This is a genomic window from Bradyrhizobium sp. (assembly GCF_049512235.1).
GTDB lineage: Bacteria > Pseudomonadota > Alphaproteobacteria > Rhizobiales > Xanthobacteraceae > Bradyrhizobium.
Map to the genome: position 1 here is coordinate 14,854 of NZ_JBEKXH010000027.1, position 12,770 is coordinate 27,623.

The window sequence follows — 12,770 nt, forward strand, 5'->3', positions numbered from 1 at the left end:
GGGGGCAGGCGATGGCGTGGCAGCCCGACGGCGCCAGCTGCCAAATTTGGCCGTTGGGGGGGAACAGCTCTGTTTGCGAAATGTTGATGGCGCGGCCCGTTTCGGGCTCTCGTTTTCTGAGGAGGATAAAGTGGCACTGCGTTCGAAACACACCGTCATCAAGGGATCAGTCGTTGCGCTCGGCTGCCTGCTGCTCGCAGGTTCGGCACTGGCCCAGTCCATGGGCGAAAAGACCGGCGTGGACTCAATCCTCGGCATCAGCCCTAGCACGGCCGATTTCGTCAAGGAGGTCGCGATCTCCGACATGTTCGAGATCGAATCGAGCAAGCTTGCGGAGGACAAGGGCAACGCGCCGGAGAAAACCTTCGCCGCGGAGATGGTCACCGACCACACCAAGACCTCGGACCAGCTCAAGCATCTGGTGGGCGCCGGTGAAGTGAAGGCGGACTTGCCGACCGCGCTCGACAGTTCGCACCAGAGCAAGCTCGATACATTGAAAAGCGAGAGCGGCAAGGAATTCAGCTCGGATTTCGATTCGAAACAGGTCAGCGCCCACAAGGACGCGGTGTCGCTGTTCGAGCGCTACGCCAAGGGCGGCGATAACGCCGACCTCAAGGACTGGGCCGGCAAAACCCTCCCGACCCTGAGGCATCACCTCGAAATGGCCGAGAACCTGAAGAAATAGCTTGGCGTCGCCCCTCAAGACACATTGGACCACAAATATCGGACAGGCGGCGGGACATCCCGCCGCCTTCCTTGTGGTGCTCATTTACGCCTCGTTATGGCTGATATTTGATCGCACAACGTTCGACTGAACGCGGTGGCGACGTTAGCGGTATTTGTCATGACGTTGTTCATCCAGCGCGCCAACCGGCGGGATAATCTGGCACTGCATGCCAAGCTGGACGAGCTCTTGCGCGTCAACAATGCCGCGCGATCGGAACTCACGCAGCTCGACGAACAGGAACCTGAAATGATCGTGCGCCACCGCAACGAAGAAGTACGCAGGACGCGCGCCTGATACGATCAGTCAGGCATGGCTGTCATGCCTGCGCCGCTGCCTCAAATTTCCGCAACGGGGTCAAGCCGTTCAGCGGGAACGAATGCCGCGTTTCCGGCTTATTTCGTCACTATTGAGCCGCTCACATTTGTCGATCCCGAGGAGAGAACACGTGGAAATTCGTGCCGGTTATGACATTGCCTTTCAATGCTTCCAGGAAACTCCGATGGTCCTCATGCTGAGCATTGAGCCGGCGCGGGTTTCCGATCTATTGAGCGAACACAAGATCCTGTTCTCGCCCGACGTTCAGGCGCGGGACTATATCGATATGTTCGGTAATACCTGCACGCGTATCACCGCGCCGGCCGGCCTGATCGAAATGCGCAACGAATTTCTGATCGCTGACAGCGGCCTGCCCGATCAGGTCGCGCCCGACGCGCGGCAGCTGGAGGTCGGCGAGCTGCCCGATGATGTGCTGATCTACCTGCTCGGCAGTCGCTATTGCGATACCGAGAAACTTTCCGATCTGGCCTGGGCGCTGTTCGGCGGCGTGACGCCGGGCTGGCAGCGTGTGCAGGCGATCTGCGATTATGCCCATGACCGCATCTGCTTCGGTTATCAGCATGCGCGAAGCGATCGCACTGCCTATGAAGGCCACGAGGAGCGTATCGGCGTCTGCCGCGACTTCGCGCATCTTGCCGTGACGCTGTGCCGCTGCATGAACATTCCGGCGCGCTATTGTACCGGCTATCTCGGCGACATCGGCGTTCCCATCGATCCCGCGCCGATGGATTTCAGCGCCTGGTTCGAAGTCTATCTGGACGGGCGCTGGTTCACCTTCGACGCGCGCCACAATCATCCGCGGATCGGCCGCATTGTCATGGCGCGCGGCCGCGATGCCGCCGACGTCGCAATTTCCACCAACTTCGGCACGGTGCAGCTGGTCAGGTTCTGCGTCACCACCGAGGAGAACACGCAGACGGCGCGGGTATCCAAAGCCGCCTGATTGCCTTGAAATCCGCACGTGCGATCAATGGCCGGACTGGGATCGCCAGCCCGGCCGTTTTTTGTTGGCCGATGGGGTGGCAACGTCGGCGGCGGTGCGCTAGACACTTTTCGTCTCACAACGGAAGCTGCCCTGGGGATGCGACGCCTCCAGCCTGCAAGGATATCGATGATTGCGGCGATTGCTGTGACGATCGCTGCAACGCCATTGGTGTGCGTACCGACCATAGCAGCGGCCCAGACCGCGGGAAAAACCATGACCACGGCTTCAGGCTTGCAAATGATCGACTCCGCGGTGGGCACCGGCGCGACGCCGAAGCCCGGCCAGATCTGCGTCATGCATTACACCGGATGGCTTTATGAGGGTGGCAAGAAAGGCAAGAAGTTCGACAGCTCGGTCGACCGCAACGAGCCGTTCGAGTTTCCGATCGGGCAACGCAAGGTGATCGCCGGTTGGGATGAAGGCGTCGCCACCATGAAGGTCGGCGGCAAGCGCACCCTGATCATTCCGCCCACCCTCGGCTACGGAGCCCGCGGCGCCGGCGGGGTCATTCCGCCCAACGCGACGCTGATGTTCGACGTCGAACTGCTTGGCGTGAAGGGATAAGCGTCGGTCCGCCGCGAGGAAATGAACGGAGGTGCAGCCGTGCACATCACCATCCTCGACGACTATTTCGACACGGTGCGCACGCTCCCCTGCTTCGGCAAACTTGCGGGGCACGAGGTCGCGATCTGGAACGATCACGTTCAGGACACCGACGCACTCGCGGAGCGGTTGCACGATACCGAAGTGCTGGTGCTGATCCGCGAGCGCACACAAATTCGCGGCGCCGTGCTGGAGCGGCTGCCGAAACTGAAGTTGATCAGCCAGCGCAGCGTCTATCCCCATATCGATGTCGAAGCCTGTACCCGGCTCGGCATCATGGTGTCGTCGAGCCAGCATGCGGACACGCCGTCCTACGCCGCCGCCGAGTTGACATGGGGGCTGGTACTGGCAGCGGCGCGCGCGATTCCACAGCAAATGGCGGCGTTGCAGGCGGGCAATTGGCAGATCGGCGTTGGTCACACGCTGCGCGGCAAGACGCTCGGGATTTACGGCTATGGCCGGATCGGTGCCGTCGTCGCCGGATACGGCAAGGCGTTCGGCATGAAGGTGCTGGTATGGGCGCGCGAGCCGGCACTGGCGCAGGCGCGTTCCGACGGCTTTGAGCCCGCAAGCGGCAAAGCGGCATTTTTCGAGCAGTGCGACGTGCTGTCGCTGCACATGCGGCTGGTCGATGCGACGCGCGGCATTGTCACCTCCGTCGACCTCGCGCGCATGAAGCCGACCGCATTGCTAGTCAACACCAGCCGCGCGCCATTGATTGAACCAAACGCGCTGGTGAATGCGTTGCGCGCCGGCCGGCCCGGGCTGGCGGCGGTGGATGTTTATGAGAAGGAACCGCTTCGCGACAGCAGCGATCCGCTGCTGTCTATGAACAACGTGATCTGCACCCCGCACATCGGTTACGTCACGCGCGACGAATACGAAATCCAGTTCACGGATATATTCGACCAGATCGTCGCCTACGCCAAGGGTGCGCCGACCAATGTCGTCAATCCCGGTGCAATCGGCAAGCGGCACTGAGCCATTGCTGCAGCCAAGAAAAAAGACCGGCCCGACGGACCGGTCTTCTTGCTATTCACCTATCTGCGTCGATCAGAGTTTCTTGTTGGCCGCCGCGGCCGCGTTGTTCACGCCGTCTTTGGTAGCTTGCTTGGCGTCGCCAAGGGCCTTCTGCCCTTTGCCCTTGATTTCCTGAATGGTGCCTTCGCCCTCCAGCCTGTCTGAACCGGTGGCCCGGCCGACGCCCTGCTTGGCCTTGCCGATGGCTTCGTTGGTGGTGCCCTTGATCTTGTCTGCCGTGCTGCCCATGGAACTCTCCTTTGCTGCATGGAGCTTGTTTCTGACAAGTCCGGGACGCAGCAGAAGTTCCTGATTCCGTCTGGTTTGCGATCACGGTTTTCGGTAACGTTGACTCGAAGAGATATGGCGGAAGCATGGCAGGTTCTCGCGACGATCCCCATTCCGGTCATTGGCACGATCACGACGGCGCCGAGCGCTGGAAGCACGATGGCGTTCGCGTCATTCCCGGCAACCAGCTCGATCCCAACGTGCCCTCGACCCCCGGGATGGACCGCCAGGCCGCGATCAATTTCGCCCGCGTCGGCGCCCAGAAGTTGTGGGCCGGCACCGTCACCATCAAGCCCGACGCCAAGACCGGCGCGCATCACCACGGTCACCTCGAGAGCATCATTTACGTGGTGAAAGGCCAGGCGCGGATGCGCTGGGGCGAGCATCTGCAATTCACCGCGGAAGCGGGTCCGGGCGATTTCATTTTCATCCCGCCCTATGTTCCGCACCAGGAGATCAACGCCAGTCCGGACCAGGTCCTGGAATGCGTGCTGGTGCGCAGCGACGGCCAGGCAGTGGCGATCAATCTGGACATCGAGCCGGTGGAGAAACCGGAAACAGTGCTGTGGGTCGATCCGGTGCACCGCGATCCGGCAGAGGGAAAGTAGGTCAAAGCCAGAAATCGGCTGCTGTGGCACCACGATATGGAGAACATCATGGAACATCACGATACCAGGTTGGCGCGGCGCGCGGTCATCAAGGGCGCGGGGCTTGGTCTCGTTGCCGGCGCCATGTCCGCAAGCGGTGCGGGCGCGCAATCCCTGGAACCCGGCGATATCTGGAGCAGCGAATACTGGACCAGGAAAGGCGATATTCTGCTCTGGATTTATCGCAAGCGGCTCGGGGCGCCAAAGACCGGAGAGCCTTCACGACCGGTCGTATTCTTTGTTCATGGCTCCTCGGTCTCCTCGCGGGTATTCGACCTCAAGGTGCCCGGCCACGGCGAATATTCGGTCATGGATGAATTCGCCCGCCATGGTTTCGACTGCTGGACCATGGACCACGAAAACTACGGCAAGTCGGGGCGGACCGCGGGCAATTCCGATATCGCCAGCGGGGTTGAGGACCTCAAGGCGGCGGTCGATGTCGTCGCGCGCGAAACCGGCCGGCAAAAATTTCATTTCCTCGGCGAGTCCTCCGGCGCGCTGCGCGCCGGCGCCTATGCCATGGCGGCGCCCGAGCGCGCCGACCGGCTGGTGTTGGCCGCGTTCACCTACAAGGGCGAGGGCTCGCCAACCCTGACAAAACGCGCCGAACAGCTGGCTTATTACCGCTCCCACAACATGCGCAAACGTGATCGCGACATGATCCGCTCGATCGCCACCCGCGATAGACCGGGCACCAGCGACCCCGCCGCGGTCGAGGCGCTGGCGGACGCGGAAATGCAATTCGGCGACCAGGTTCCGACCGGCACCTATCTCGACATGACCACGAATCTGCCGGTGGTAAAGCCTGAGAAGGTGCTTGCGCCGGTGCTTCTGGTGCGCGGCGAATATGACGGTATTGCCAGCGTCGCCGACCTCGAAGAATTTTTCAATTCTCTGCCGAACGGCGACCGCCAATTCGTGATTCTTCCGGGAACCGCCCACTCGGTCACGCTTGCCACCAACCGGCAATTGTTCTGGCACGTGACGCGCGCGTTCCTCACCATGCCGACGCCAATCGCGACGTGAGAATGGCGGTGTCCAAGATTTCCCCCTACCTGTGGTTCGACGGCGAGGCCGAGGAGGCTGCGAACTTCTATGTTTCACTGCTGCCGGATTCGCGCATCGAGAAGGTCCAGAAGAACCCGGTCGACGGTCCCGCCGGCAAGGCCGGTACCGTGCTGGTGGTGGAATTCACGCTGGCCGGCCAGCGTTGGATGGTGCTGAACGGCGGCACGCGGGTCGAGTACACCCGTGCGATCTCGTTCAAGATCGACTGCGCCGATCAGGCCGAGGTCGATCGGCTGTGGGATGCGCTGTCGTCCAATGGCGGGAAGGTCGAGCGCTGCGGCTGGCTCAGGGATCGCTATGGCCTGTCCTGGCAGATCGTGCCATCGGTGCTGCCGGAAATGCTCGGCGGTTCCGATCGCGCCGGCGCACAGCGCGCGATGCAGGCGATGTTGCAGATGGTCAAGCTCGACATCGCCGCGCTGCGAAAGGCCTGTGAGGGCGTTTGAAACGCGGACGCGCTCACGCCTTGTCGCTGCGCCAGAACGTGCCTGACAGCCAAAGAGTCGGAAATATCGCGACGAACAGGCCGATGGATTCGGTCAGCGACAATCCGACCAGGCTGCTGGTCCAAGCAATGTTCTTTGCGCGTGCGATCTGGCCGGCGCCGATGTGCGCCGACCATGGTCAGGACCGCGGTGCATAAGCCGAACAGACGAGGGGTCCTCACTTCGACGCGGTTTTGGTATCCATGTTGACGACCTGGACGCGGCGGTTGATCGGGTCCATCGGCGCGTTCGGGTCCTTCGGCCTGGTCTTGCCGTAGCCGACGGCGACGAGATCGGTACCGGCAATGCCGTATTTCCCGGCGAGATAGCGCTTGATCGTATCCGCGCGGCGCTCGGAGAGGTCCTGGTTGTAGGCATCGCTGCCGATCGCATCGGTGTGACCGGCGACCACGAAGGTCGAGCCCTTGAGACTGGGGTCGGACAGCGCCTTGCCGAGCGCCTGGACCGAAGCCATTGAGGCCTGGCGGATCTCTGCCGAATTATAGTCGAACTGAATGTCGAGATCGATATTGGGCTTGGTCGCCGCGATCTCGGCGATTTGGTCGCGCTCGCCCAGGGACAGCGATCTTGTGTTCCTGTTGCGCAGCGTATCGACGAACTGGATTTCCCTGGCCTTGGCAGCCGGATCGGCCTGCGGCCCGGCCGACAGGCCGCGCGTCAGCGGCTTCGGCTGCAGCGCGTGGATGATTTGATCTGCCGAGACATTGTCGCCGGCAATGGCAAGGCCCGCCGTCATCGATAGCGCGGCGCTGAGCGTCAGCGCCCTTAAACCGGAAAGTCTGAAAAAGCTGGTCATGGTCGAGGCCCTTGCTTTGATGTCGGAAAGCCATTTGATGTCGACATGATAAAACCAGCGAAAGGGCATGAATGTGATTTGAATCACACGGCTATCGGCTTGTTATTGCAGATTTTCGCATGGGCGGGAAAGCGACGGGGCAAGCGGCTCCTCTGCGGCGAAGGCGGCTCGCGGGACGCCTCTCGGCGTGGTTGGCCGTCGAGCGATTGCTCAACTGATGCGGAGATCTGGTCGCAATGGTGTCGCGGCAGCGCCGGCCTGCGAACAACAATTCGGCCAGATGCGCTCGCATACAGGTTGTAGCCAGATCAGTCAGCAGTGAAGCCATTCAATCTTGTTGCAGCCCTCCAGAAAATACGAATATCGGGGGAACTCCTCCGGCACGCCGGATCGGCAGGGATCATCGATGCCGATTTTGATCGGCGCCGCCATGATTGCAGTCGCCATATTGCTGTCGACCTTGATTACGGCGGTCAGCAGCAGGTTTGCCGGCATGGAGAATCCGAACGACGACAACCTGTGGCTGATCGATCGGCTCACCGGCACCGTTTACAAGTGCCAGGCGCCGGAACGCGGCAAGGCGTCCTGCGATCCGGACGTGGCGACCGGAAGTATCGGTGCGCGGCCGAAGCCGCAATGAGATCACAGATCCGTTGTCGTAGGACACGAATTTATGTATTTTAAACGCCTTGGTAGAAGTTTCGTATCGCTAGGCTGGTTTTGTTCTTCTCGACGAGGTTCCAATGAAAAAGATGATGACTGCGGTCGCGATGATGTCGGCCTTGGTTTTCACGCCTGCTTCCGCCGCGGTGATGGCCTGCAACGCAGATAACATGGGCAAGACCTTGACGATGGCGGATGGCATGCCCGACGGTCCGGCCAAAATGAGCGTGGAGAAGGAAATGGGAATGGCCAACACGGATATGAGCCAGGGCAAGATGCGCAGCGCCTGCGCGCACTATATGAAGGCCCAGAAGATGCTCAGCGAGGCCGACGACGGGCTGAAGTAGCGGCAGCCCTGACGACGCAGCGTCTTTAGGAATGAAACCTGAAACCACCGAGTTGAGTCATAGGCGAGCGTCGAAGGGCCTCTCCATTCCCGCGAATCCGGCTACAATTGTGGGGTTGTCTCCTGCCACAACCTCTTTTTCCCTGAGCAGGGCCGCCGCCCGGCGCATCTGGCTGGGCGCCCAGCGGCTGGACAGGCCGGCGCCGTTCGGCGAAGGCTCGCAGGCCACGACCGCTGCGATCGAACATCTCGGCTATGTTCAGATCGACACCATCAACGTCATCGAACGCTGTCATCACCATATTCTCTGGAACCGGATTCCCGCCTACCGCCGCGCCGACCTGCGCCAGGCCCAGAGCGTCGAAAAAAGCATATTCGAATACTGGACCCATGCGCTGTCCTATGTGCCGGTGAAAGACATCCGCTTCTTCATCCCGGTCATGAAGCGCCACCGCCGCGAGGGCCATCGATGGCTCGCCTCGGTCACGCCGGCTGATCTGCGCAAGGTTTTGCGGCTGATCCGGCGCGACGGCGCGCTGACCATCCGCGACATCGACGACGACGTGCTGGTCGACAAGGAACATCTGTGGGCGAGCCGCAAGCCGTCGAAGCGGGCGCTGCAACTGGCGTTCTACCAGGGCTGGCTCACGATCTCCGGGCGCAACGGCATGCTGAAGACCTATGAGCTGATGGCGCGGCACTTCGGCTGGGTTCGGCCGCCCAAGGGCGCGTCAGTGAGCGAAACGTCAGCCTATCTGCTCGAGCGCGCGCTTCGCGCGCAGGGCATTGTGAGCCTGGATTCGATCTGCCATCTCGACGCGCCGAGCAAGGCTGCGATCCGGCGGCTGATCGAGGCGCGCGTTCGCCGCCACGAGTTGCTGCCGGTCGCGCTCGAAGGCGCCGGCAAGCTGGAGCATTGGGCGCGGCCGGCGGTGCTGGAAAACGCCAGCGAGGCCGCCGCTTCGGAGCTCGTGCACATCCTCTCGCCATTCGACCCGCTGATCATCCAGCGCAAGCGCACCCATCTGTTCTTCGGCTACGAACATCGCTTCGAGGCCTATGTGCCGAGAGAGAAACGCAAGTTCGGCTATTTCGCCCTGCCGGTGCTGGCCGGCGATGAAATCGTCGCCGCGCTCGATCTCAAGACCGACCGCCAGGCGCGAAAACTGCTGGTGCAGAAATGGAGCTGGGTCGGCGAGGGCGCGAACCGTGGCGCGCGCAAAGAGTTAAAGCAACGCATCGAGGAAGAGCTGCACCGGTTCGAGCGGTTTCAGCTCGCGGAGTGAGGAGCGTCCATCGTCATTGCGAGAAGCCAACGGGTCGCGCGAATGCGCGCCCGATGACAGGCTCCGCCGCGAAGCAACCCAGTGCGCAGGGCGGCCAAAGGCGCTTGCGACGACCCTCTTGTGCTGAAATGATCTTACGGAATGCGCGCCGCTCATTCGTCCGTCTGAGCAGCTGCAATTCATCGTGCCCCGCGCTTCCTCACCCGAAACTTCAACTCCTCTACCTTCGACAACAGAACCGTCAGCAGCAGCGATTTGTTCGCCTCGTTATAGCCGATCACGAGGTCGACCATCGGCGGTGCGCCCTGGATCGGGCGGCTGATGATGGTTTTGGGCAAGAAGTTCTGGGCATAGAGCGGTAGCAGGCAGATGCCGCCGGTGAAGGCCACCAGCGAAATCGCCATCGCCAGATTCTCGGCCTGATGTTCGGGCTTTAGCGCAATGCCGGTGCGTTCGGCGTAATCGTCGATCACCGCGCGCAGAGTCGGTGCGCGCGTCGCGGAGACGCCGACCACGCCGCGTTGAAGGAGAAATCAGATGAGCCAGCAAGTTGTCCTCGTTACCGGCGCGCTGACCGGCATCGGCCGGGCCACCGCACTCGCCTTCGCCCGTGATGGCGCGGACCTCATCCTGAGTTCCCCATCGGCGGCCGACCCGCTGCGCATGAAGCCGGTTTCGAATGAAAGCCTGGCTCAAAATAGGGCTGATAGGGTGCATATCTTGGCTCGTCATTGCGAGCCAATCGGGCGCGCGAACGCGCGCTCGATTGAGCGAAATCCATCGCCGCCGCCGCAAGAAAAAGCTGGATTGCTTCGTCGCAAGAGCTCCTCGCAATGACGGTTGGAAGGTCCTCCTCCCAAGGAGCGCACACTTGTGCGCGTCTCGAAGGATAAGGCCACCGCCCCAACAGCTTATTCTCGCCTCTGGCGGTGCGAAGCCGCCTTCAGCATTCCGCCCCCTCCGCGATCGGGATGGTCAGCTCGAAAGCCGTCCCTTGGCCGCTATCAAGCAGCCGGATCGCGCCACCGTGCGCCTCCAGCATGGCGCGCACGATGGCAAGGCCCATGCCGGTGCCGCCGCGATCGCGGCGCGTGGTGAAGAAGCTGTCGAATATCAGCGCCCGGTTGTTGGGCGAAATGCCTTCGCCGTTGTCGATGACCGCAACCCGCAGCGAATGGCCCTGCCGCCCGGCCGATATCTCGAGCCTCGAACTGCCGTGACGGGTGGCGTTGTCGGCAAGATTGGACAGGATGATGCCGGCATTTTCCTCCGATATCCGCAGGAGGGTATCAAGTTCGCCCGTGGCGCGAATTTCGAGCGCAGCAAAGGCTGAATGCAGCTGGGCGATCGGGCCGGACAGTCTGGTGCTGCCGACCGCGACCGGATTTTCAGCGCGGGCAAAGTCGCGCAGGCGGGCGGAGATCTTGGTCAGCCGCCCGGTATCGGCAATGATGTTGTCGAGAAACTTGCGCCGGTCCTTGTCGGTCATGACCGGCTTTGCGGCGTCGATGTCGTCGCGCAGCAGTTCGGCGGCGCCCTGGATCGAGGTCAACGGCGATCTCAGCTCATGCGACACGTGGGTTGCGAAGGTCGAGATGAAGCTGGAGCGCGTGTCCAGCCGCCGCGCCATTTCGAGAAAGCTGCGCGACAATAGTGCGAATTCGCGTGTGCCTTGGCGCCTGAGCGGGTGCAGCGCATCGCGGTCGCCCTTGCCGACCAGGTGGGTACGTTCGATCAGCTCACGCATCGGTTCGGTAATGGTGCGATGAAACAGGAAGCCGATCAGGAGCGTCGGCACAATCGTGGAAAGCATCGCAAGCGCCACCCTGCCGCGCTGCTCATAGAGATGCTTGAAGACGTTGCTGGGCGTGCGAGAGGCGTAGACAACGCCCGCGACATGGTCGCGCACGATGACGGGCATCGCCGTGAAGACGCGCATGCCGGTGCCACGGCTGATGGAATAGAGCGCGGGTTGATCGTGCTTGGAAATACGAACGCGCAGCGCGGCGCTGAAGTGCCCTTGCAGCGCCTCGCCGACCTCCTGAAGATGGGCCAGCGACAGCCCGACTTCATCGCGGCCGGCGATGACGACGCCGTTGGGGTCGAGCAGGCGAAAACCCGTCAGCGTCACCTTCTGGGTGGCGACGAGATCGGGCATCATCCGCGCCCCGAGCGCGACGAAGGCCGGATCGGCCGGCGTCGGCGGTTGACTGGCCGCCGGCCGCGGCGGCAGCACGCTTTTCTTGGCGAGTTCGAGCGTCGGCCAGATCGGCTGATAGGGTCCGCTCGATGGCGCCTGCGTGGCCGGCGCGACGCCGCTGCCGAGTGCTGTGTCCGGCACCATTGCATTCTCGATTTCGCGGTGAAGCACGGCGGCGATCACGGCGCTTTGTGCGATCAGCTCCGCCTCGGTCTGCTGGATCAGCTGATTTTGATAGACCTTGAGAAAATAGATACTGAGCAGCGGCAGCAAGAGCACGCTGGCGAGAGCCAGGAACACCACGAGGCTCAGGGTTGGCCGCCAGCGCCGCAGCGCGGCCGCCGCCGCTCCGGAGGCTTCGGTCAACGCGATGCCTCGCAGCGTCCCAGCCTGAAGCCAACGCCGTGCACGGTCTCGATCGCCGTATCGCAGCCGGCGCAACCCATTTTGGCCCGGATATTCCTGACGTGACTGTCGATGGTGCGGTCCGCGACATGAATATTTCCGGCATAGGCGGTCTCGAGGATCATCTCGCGCGTGAACACGAAGCCCGGCCGTGCCAGCAGCGCGCGCAGAATATCGAACTCAAGCGCCGTCAACGATAGCGGCGTACCCATGAAGCCCGCGCTGCGCGTGCCCGGATCGATGGTCAGCCCGCCATGGCTCATGACTTTGGTCGCTGCCGCCGGCGTGTTGCGCGCCCTTCGCAGGATCGCATGCACCCGCGCGATCAGCTCGCGCGGGCTGAACGGTTTCGTCACGTAGTCGTCGCCGCCGATTTCCAGCCCGAGGATGCGATCGATCTCCTCGTCGCGGGCCGACAGAAACAGGATCGGCGTATCCGCGGTCTTGCGGATCTGCCGGCAGACCTCGAGGCCATCCATCTCCGGCATGCCGATGTCGAGCACCACGCGCGCGTGGACATCCTTGTCGAACCGCCGCAGCGCCTCCTTGCCGTCCTGCGCCGTGGAAATCACCATCCCGGTCTTTTCAAACGCGAAACGCACGACATCACGAATATGCGGGTCGTCGTCGACGACGAGAATGCAATGAGCCACGTGCGCGCTAACCTTTGTCGGCATCGGAGGGAATTGGCGGTGTCTGGGGATTGTTAGCCAAATATCGTTGCAGGCGCCATGCCCGGAATTCCCAGGCTCGCCAATTCTGCAGACGTATTGAGTCGATCCTCAGCCATGCCGGCAGATTTCGCTTCAAGCGATCGAACTCTGAGAATAAGTCGGCTCCCAATTGATATGGCCCGCGCAGCGGCGCCGTTGCGGCGTCGAACAGGTGCCGCTG

At 62.3% G+C, this 12,770-nt stretch carries 17 protein-coding genes and 1 pseudogene; 12 read left to right on the forward strand and 6 right to left on the reverse strand.

Going from position 1 to position 12,770, the window contains the following annotated elements; translation table 11 throughout:
- The first annotated feature begins 220 nt into the window (after nt 1–220).
- From ABSG20_RS04390 to ABSG20_RS04410, 5 genes are all read left to right on the forward strand, one after another.
- Complete coding sequence (locus ABSG20_RS04390) at nt 221–685, forward strand: DUF4142 domain-containing protein (protein WP_423863282.1); 465 nt, start codon at nt 221–223, stop codon at nt 683–685.
- 159 nt (nt 686–844) lie between these two features.
- Nucleotides 845–1,021 carry a low affinity iron permease family protein gene (locus ABSG20_RS04395; protein WP_423863267.1) on the forward strand — a complete coding sequence of 59 codons (177 nt, stop codon included), beginning with the start codon at nt 845–847 and terminating at the stop codon, nt 1,019–1,021.
- 151 nt (nt 1,022–1,172) lie between these two features.
- Nucleotides 1,173–2,006, forward strand: a complete 834-nt coding sequence (locus ABSG20_RS04400; protein WP_423863268.1) for a transglutaminase-like domain-containing protein — start codon at nt 1,173–1,175, stop codon at nt 2,004–2,006.
- Between the two features lie 168 nt (nt 2,007–2,174).
- On the forward strand, nt 2,175–2,612 hold the full coding sequence (locus ABSG20_RS04405; protein ID WP_423863269.1) for an FKBP-type peptidyl-prolyl cis-trans isomerase: 438 nt from the start codon (nt 2,175–2,177) through the stop codon (nt 2,610–2,612).
- A gap of 39 nt (nt 2,613–2,651) precedes the next feature.
- Nucleotides 2,652–3,632 carry a D-2-hydroxyacid dehydrogenase family protein gene (locus tag ABSG20_RS04410; protein WP_423863270.1) on the forward strand — a complete coding sequence of 327 codons (981 nt, stop codon included), beginning with the start codon at nt 2,652–2,654 and terminating at the stop codon, nt 3,630–3,632.
- Nucleotides 3,633–3,704: 72 nt separating this feature from the next.
- On the opposite strand, the gene ABSG20_RS04415 is transcribed toward ABSG20_RS04410, so the two are convergent.
- The gene (locus tag ABSG20_RS04415) at nt 3,705–3,920 is read right to left on the reverse strand and encodes a CsbD family protein (RefSeq protein WP_423863271.1); all 216 of its coding nucleotides are present in this window, start codon (nt 3,918–3,920) and stop codon (nt 3,705–3,707) included.
- Nucleotides 3,921–4,045: 125 nt separating this feature from the next.
- Between ABSG20_RS04415 and ABSG20_RS04420 the strand changes: the two genes are divergently transcribed.
- Genes ABSG20_RS04420 through ABSG20_RS04430 form a run of 3 tightly spaced genes read left to right on the forward strand, consistent with a single transcriptional unit; the run spans nt 4,046 to nt 6,120 of the window.
- Nucleotides 4,046–4,567 carry a cupin domain-containing protein gene (locus tag ABSG20_RS04420; RefSeq protein ID WP_423863272.1) on the forward strand — a complete coding sequence of 174 codons (522 nt, stop codon included), beginning with the start codon at nt 4,046–4,048 and terminating at the stop codon, nt 4,565–4,567.
- A 48-nt stretch (nt 4,568–4,615) separates the two neighbouring features.
- The gene (locus ABSG20_RS04425) at nt 4,616–5,632 is read left to right on the forward strand and encodes an alpha/beta hydrolase (RefSeq protein WP_423863273.1); all 1,017 of its coding nucleotides are present in this window, start codon (nt 4,616–4,618) and stop codon (nt 5,630–5,632) included.
- Nucleotides 5,633–5,640: 8 nt separating this feature from the next.
- Nucleotides 5,641–6,120, forward strand: coding sequence for a VOC family protein (locus ABSG20_RS04430; protein ID WP_423863274.1), 480 nt, complete (start codon nt 5,641–5,643; stop codon nt 6,118–6,120).
- A gap of 217 nt (nt 6,121–6,337) precedes the next feature.
- Here the strand turns inward: ABSG20_RS04430 and ABSG20_RS04435 are convergent, their stop codons facing one another.
- On the reverse strand, nt 6,338–6,976 hold the full coding sequence (locus ABSG20_RS04435; RefSeq protein ID WP_423863283.1) for an OmpA family protein: 639 nt from the start codon (nt 6,974–6,976) through the stop codon (nt 6,338–6,340).
- Between the two features lie 406 nt (nt 6,977–7,382).
- Between ABSG20_RS04435 and ABSG20_RS04440 the strand changes: the two genes are divergently transcribed.
- The 3 genes from ABSG20_RS04440 (at nt 7,383) to ABSG20_RS04450 (ending at nt 9,271) form a co-directional block, all read left to right on the forward strand.
- Nucleotides 7,383–7,616: a hypothetical protein gene (locus ABSG20_RS04440; protein ID WP_423863275.1), complete on the forward strand. Its 234-nt coding sequence runs from the start codon at nt 7,383–7,385 to the stop codon at nt 7,614–7,616.
- A 115-nt stretch (nt 7,617–7,731) separates the two neighbouring features.
- The gene (locus tag ABSG20_RS04445) at nt 7,732–7,986 is read left to right on the forward strand and encodes a hypothetical protein (protein ID WP_423863276.1); all 255 of its coding nucleotides are present in this window, start codon (nt 7,732–7,734) and stop codon (nt 7,984–7,986) included.
- 115 nt (nt 7,987–8,101) lie between these two features.
- Nucleotides 8,102–9,271: a winged helix-turn-helix domain-containing protein gene (locus tag ABSG20_RS04450; RefSeq protein WP_423863277.1), complete on the forward strand. Its 1,170-nt coding sequence runs from the start codon at nt 8,102–8,104 to the stop codon at nt 9,269–9,271.
- A 179-nt stretch (nt 9,272–9,450) separates the two neighbouring features.
- Here ABSG20_RS04450 and ABSG20_RS04455 read toward each other — a convergent pair whose 3' ends face one another.
- Nucleotides 9,451–9,786 carry a type 2 periplasmic-binding domain-containing protein gene (locus ABSG20_RS04455; protein ID WP_423863278.1) on the reverse strand — a complete coding sequence of 112 codons (336 nt, stop codon included), beginning with the start codon at nt 9,784–9,786 and terminating at the stop codon, nt 9,451–9,453.
- 22 nt (nt 9,787–9,808) lie between these two features.
- Between ABSG20_RS04455 and ABSG20_RS04460 the strand changes: the two genes are divergently transcribed.
- Nucleotides 9,809–10,108, forward strand: a complete 300-nt coding sequence (locus ABSG20_RS04460; protein WP_423863279.1) for an SDR family NAD(P)-dependent oxidoreductase — start codon at nt 9,809–9,811, stop codon at nt 10,106–10,108.
- Nucleotides 10,109–10,214: 106 nt separating this feature from the next.
- Here ABSG20_RS04460 and ABSG20_RS04465 read toward each other — a convergent pair whose 3' ends face one another.
- From ABSG20_RS04465 to ABSG20_RS04475, 3 genes and pseudogenes are all read right to left on the reverse strand, one after another.
- Nucleotides 10,215–11,837 carry a sensor histidine kinase gene (locus ABSG20_RS04465; RefSeq protein ID WP_423863280.1) on the reverse strand — a complete coding sequence of 541 codons (1,623 nt, stop codon included), beginning with the start codon at nt 11,835–11,837 and terminating at the stop codon, nt 10,215–10,217.
- Nucleotides 11,834–12,529, reverse strand: coding sequence for a response regulator transcription factor (locus ABSG20_RS04470; protein WP_423863281.1), 696 nt, complete (start codon nt 12,527–12,529; stop codon nt 11,834–11,836). The genes ABSG20_RS04465 and ABSG20_RS04470 overlap by 4 nt, the downstream gene beginning before the upstream one ends.
- Before the next feature lie 7 nt (nt 12,530–12,536).
- Nucleotides 12,537–12,770 (reverse strand): annotated as a pseudogene (locus ABSG20_RS04475) (hypothetical protein); the annotation flags it as partial.

Excerpts from the sequence above, each read along its gene's own strand:
- ABSG20_RS04420 (WP_423863272.1), top strand. The coding sequence starts at position 4,046 with ATGGCAGGTTCTCGCGACGATCCCCATTCCGGTCATTGGCACGATCAC.
- ABSG20_RS04460 (WP_423863279.1), top strand. The coding sequence starts at position 9,809 with ATGAGCCAGCAAGTTGTCCTCGTTACCGGCGCGCTGACCGGCATCGGC.
- ABSG20_RS04415 (WP_423863271.1), bottom strand. The coding sequence starts at position 3,920 with ATGGGCAGCACGGCAGACAAGATCAAGGGCACCACCAACGAAGCCATC.
- ABSG20_RS04435 (WP_423863283.1), bottom strand. The coding sequence starts at position 6,976 with ATGACCAGCTTTTTCAGACTTTCCGGTTTAAGGGCGCTGACGCTCAGC.
- ABSG20_RS04395 (WP_423863267.1), top strand. The coding sequence starts at position 845 with ATGACGTTGTTCATCCAGCGCGCCAACCGGCGGGATAATCTGGCACTG.
- ABSG20_RS04440 (WP_423863275.1), top strand. The coding sequence starts at position 7,383 with ATGCCGATTTTGATCGGCGCCGCCATGATTGCAGTCGCCATATTGCTG.
- ABSG20_RS04390 (WP_423863282.1), top strand. The coding sequence starts at position 221 with ATGGGCGAAAAGACCGGCGTGGACTCAATCCTCGGCATCAGCCCTAGC.
- ABSG20_RS04445 (WP_423863276.1), top strand. The coding sequence starts at position 7,732 with ATGACTGCGGTCGCGATGATGTCGGCCTTGGTTTTCACGCCTGCTTCC.
- ABSG20_RS04405 (WP_423863269.1), top strand. The coding sequence starts at position 2,175 with ATGATTGCGGCGATTGCTGTGACGATCGCTGCAACGCCATTGGTGTGC.
- ABSG20_RS04425 (WP_423863273.1), top strand. The coding sequence starts at position 4,616 with ATGGAACATCACGATACCAGGTTGGCGCGGCGCGCGGTCATCAAGGGC.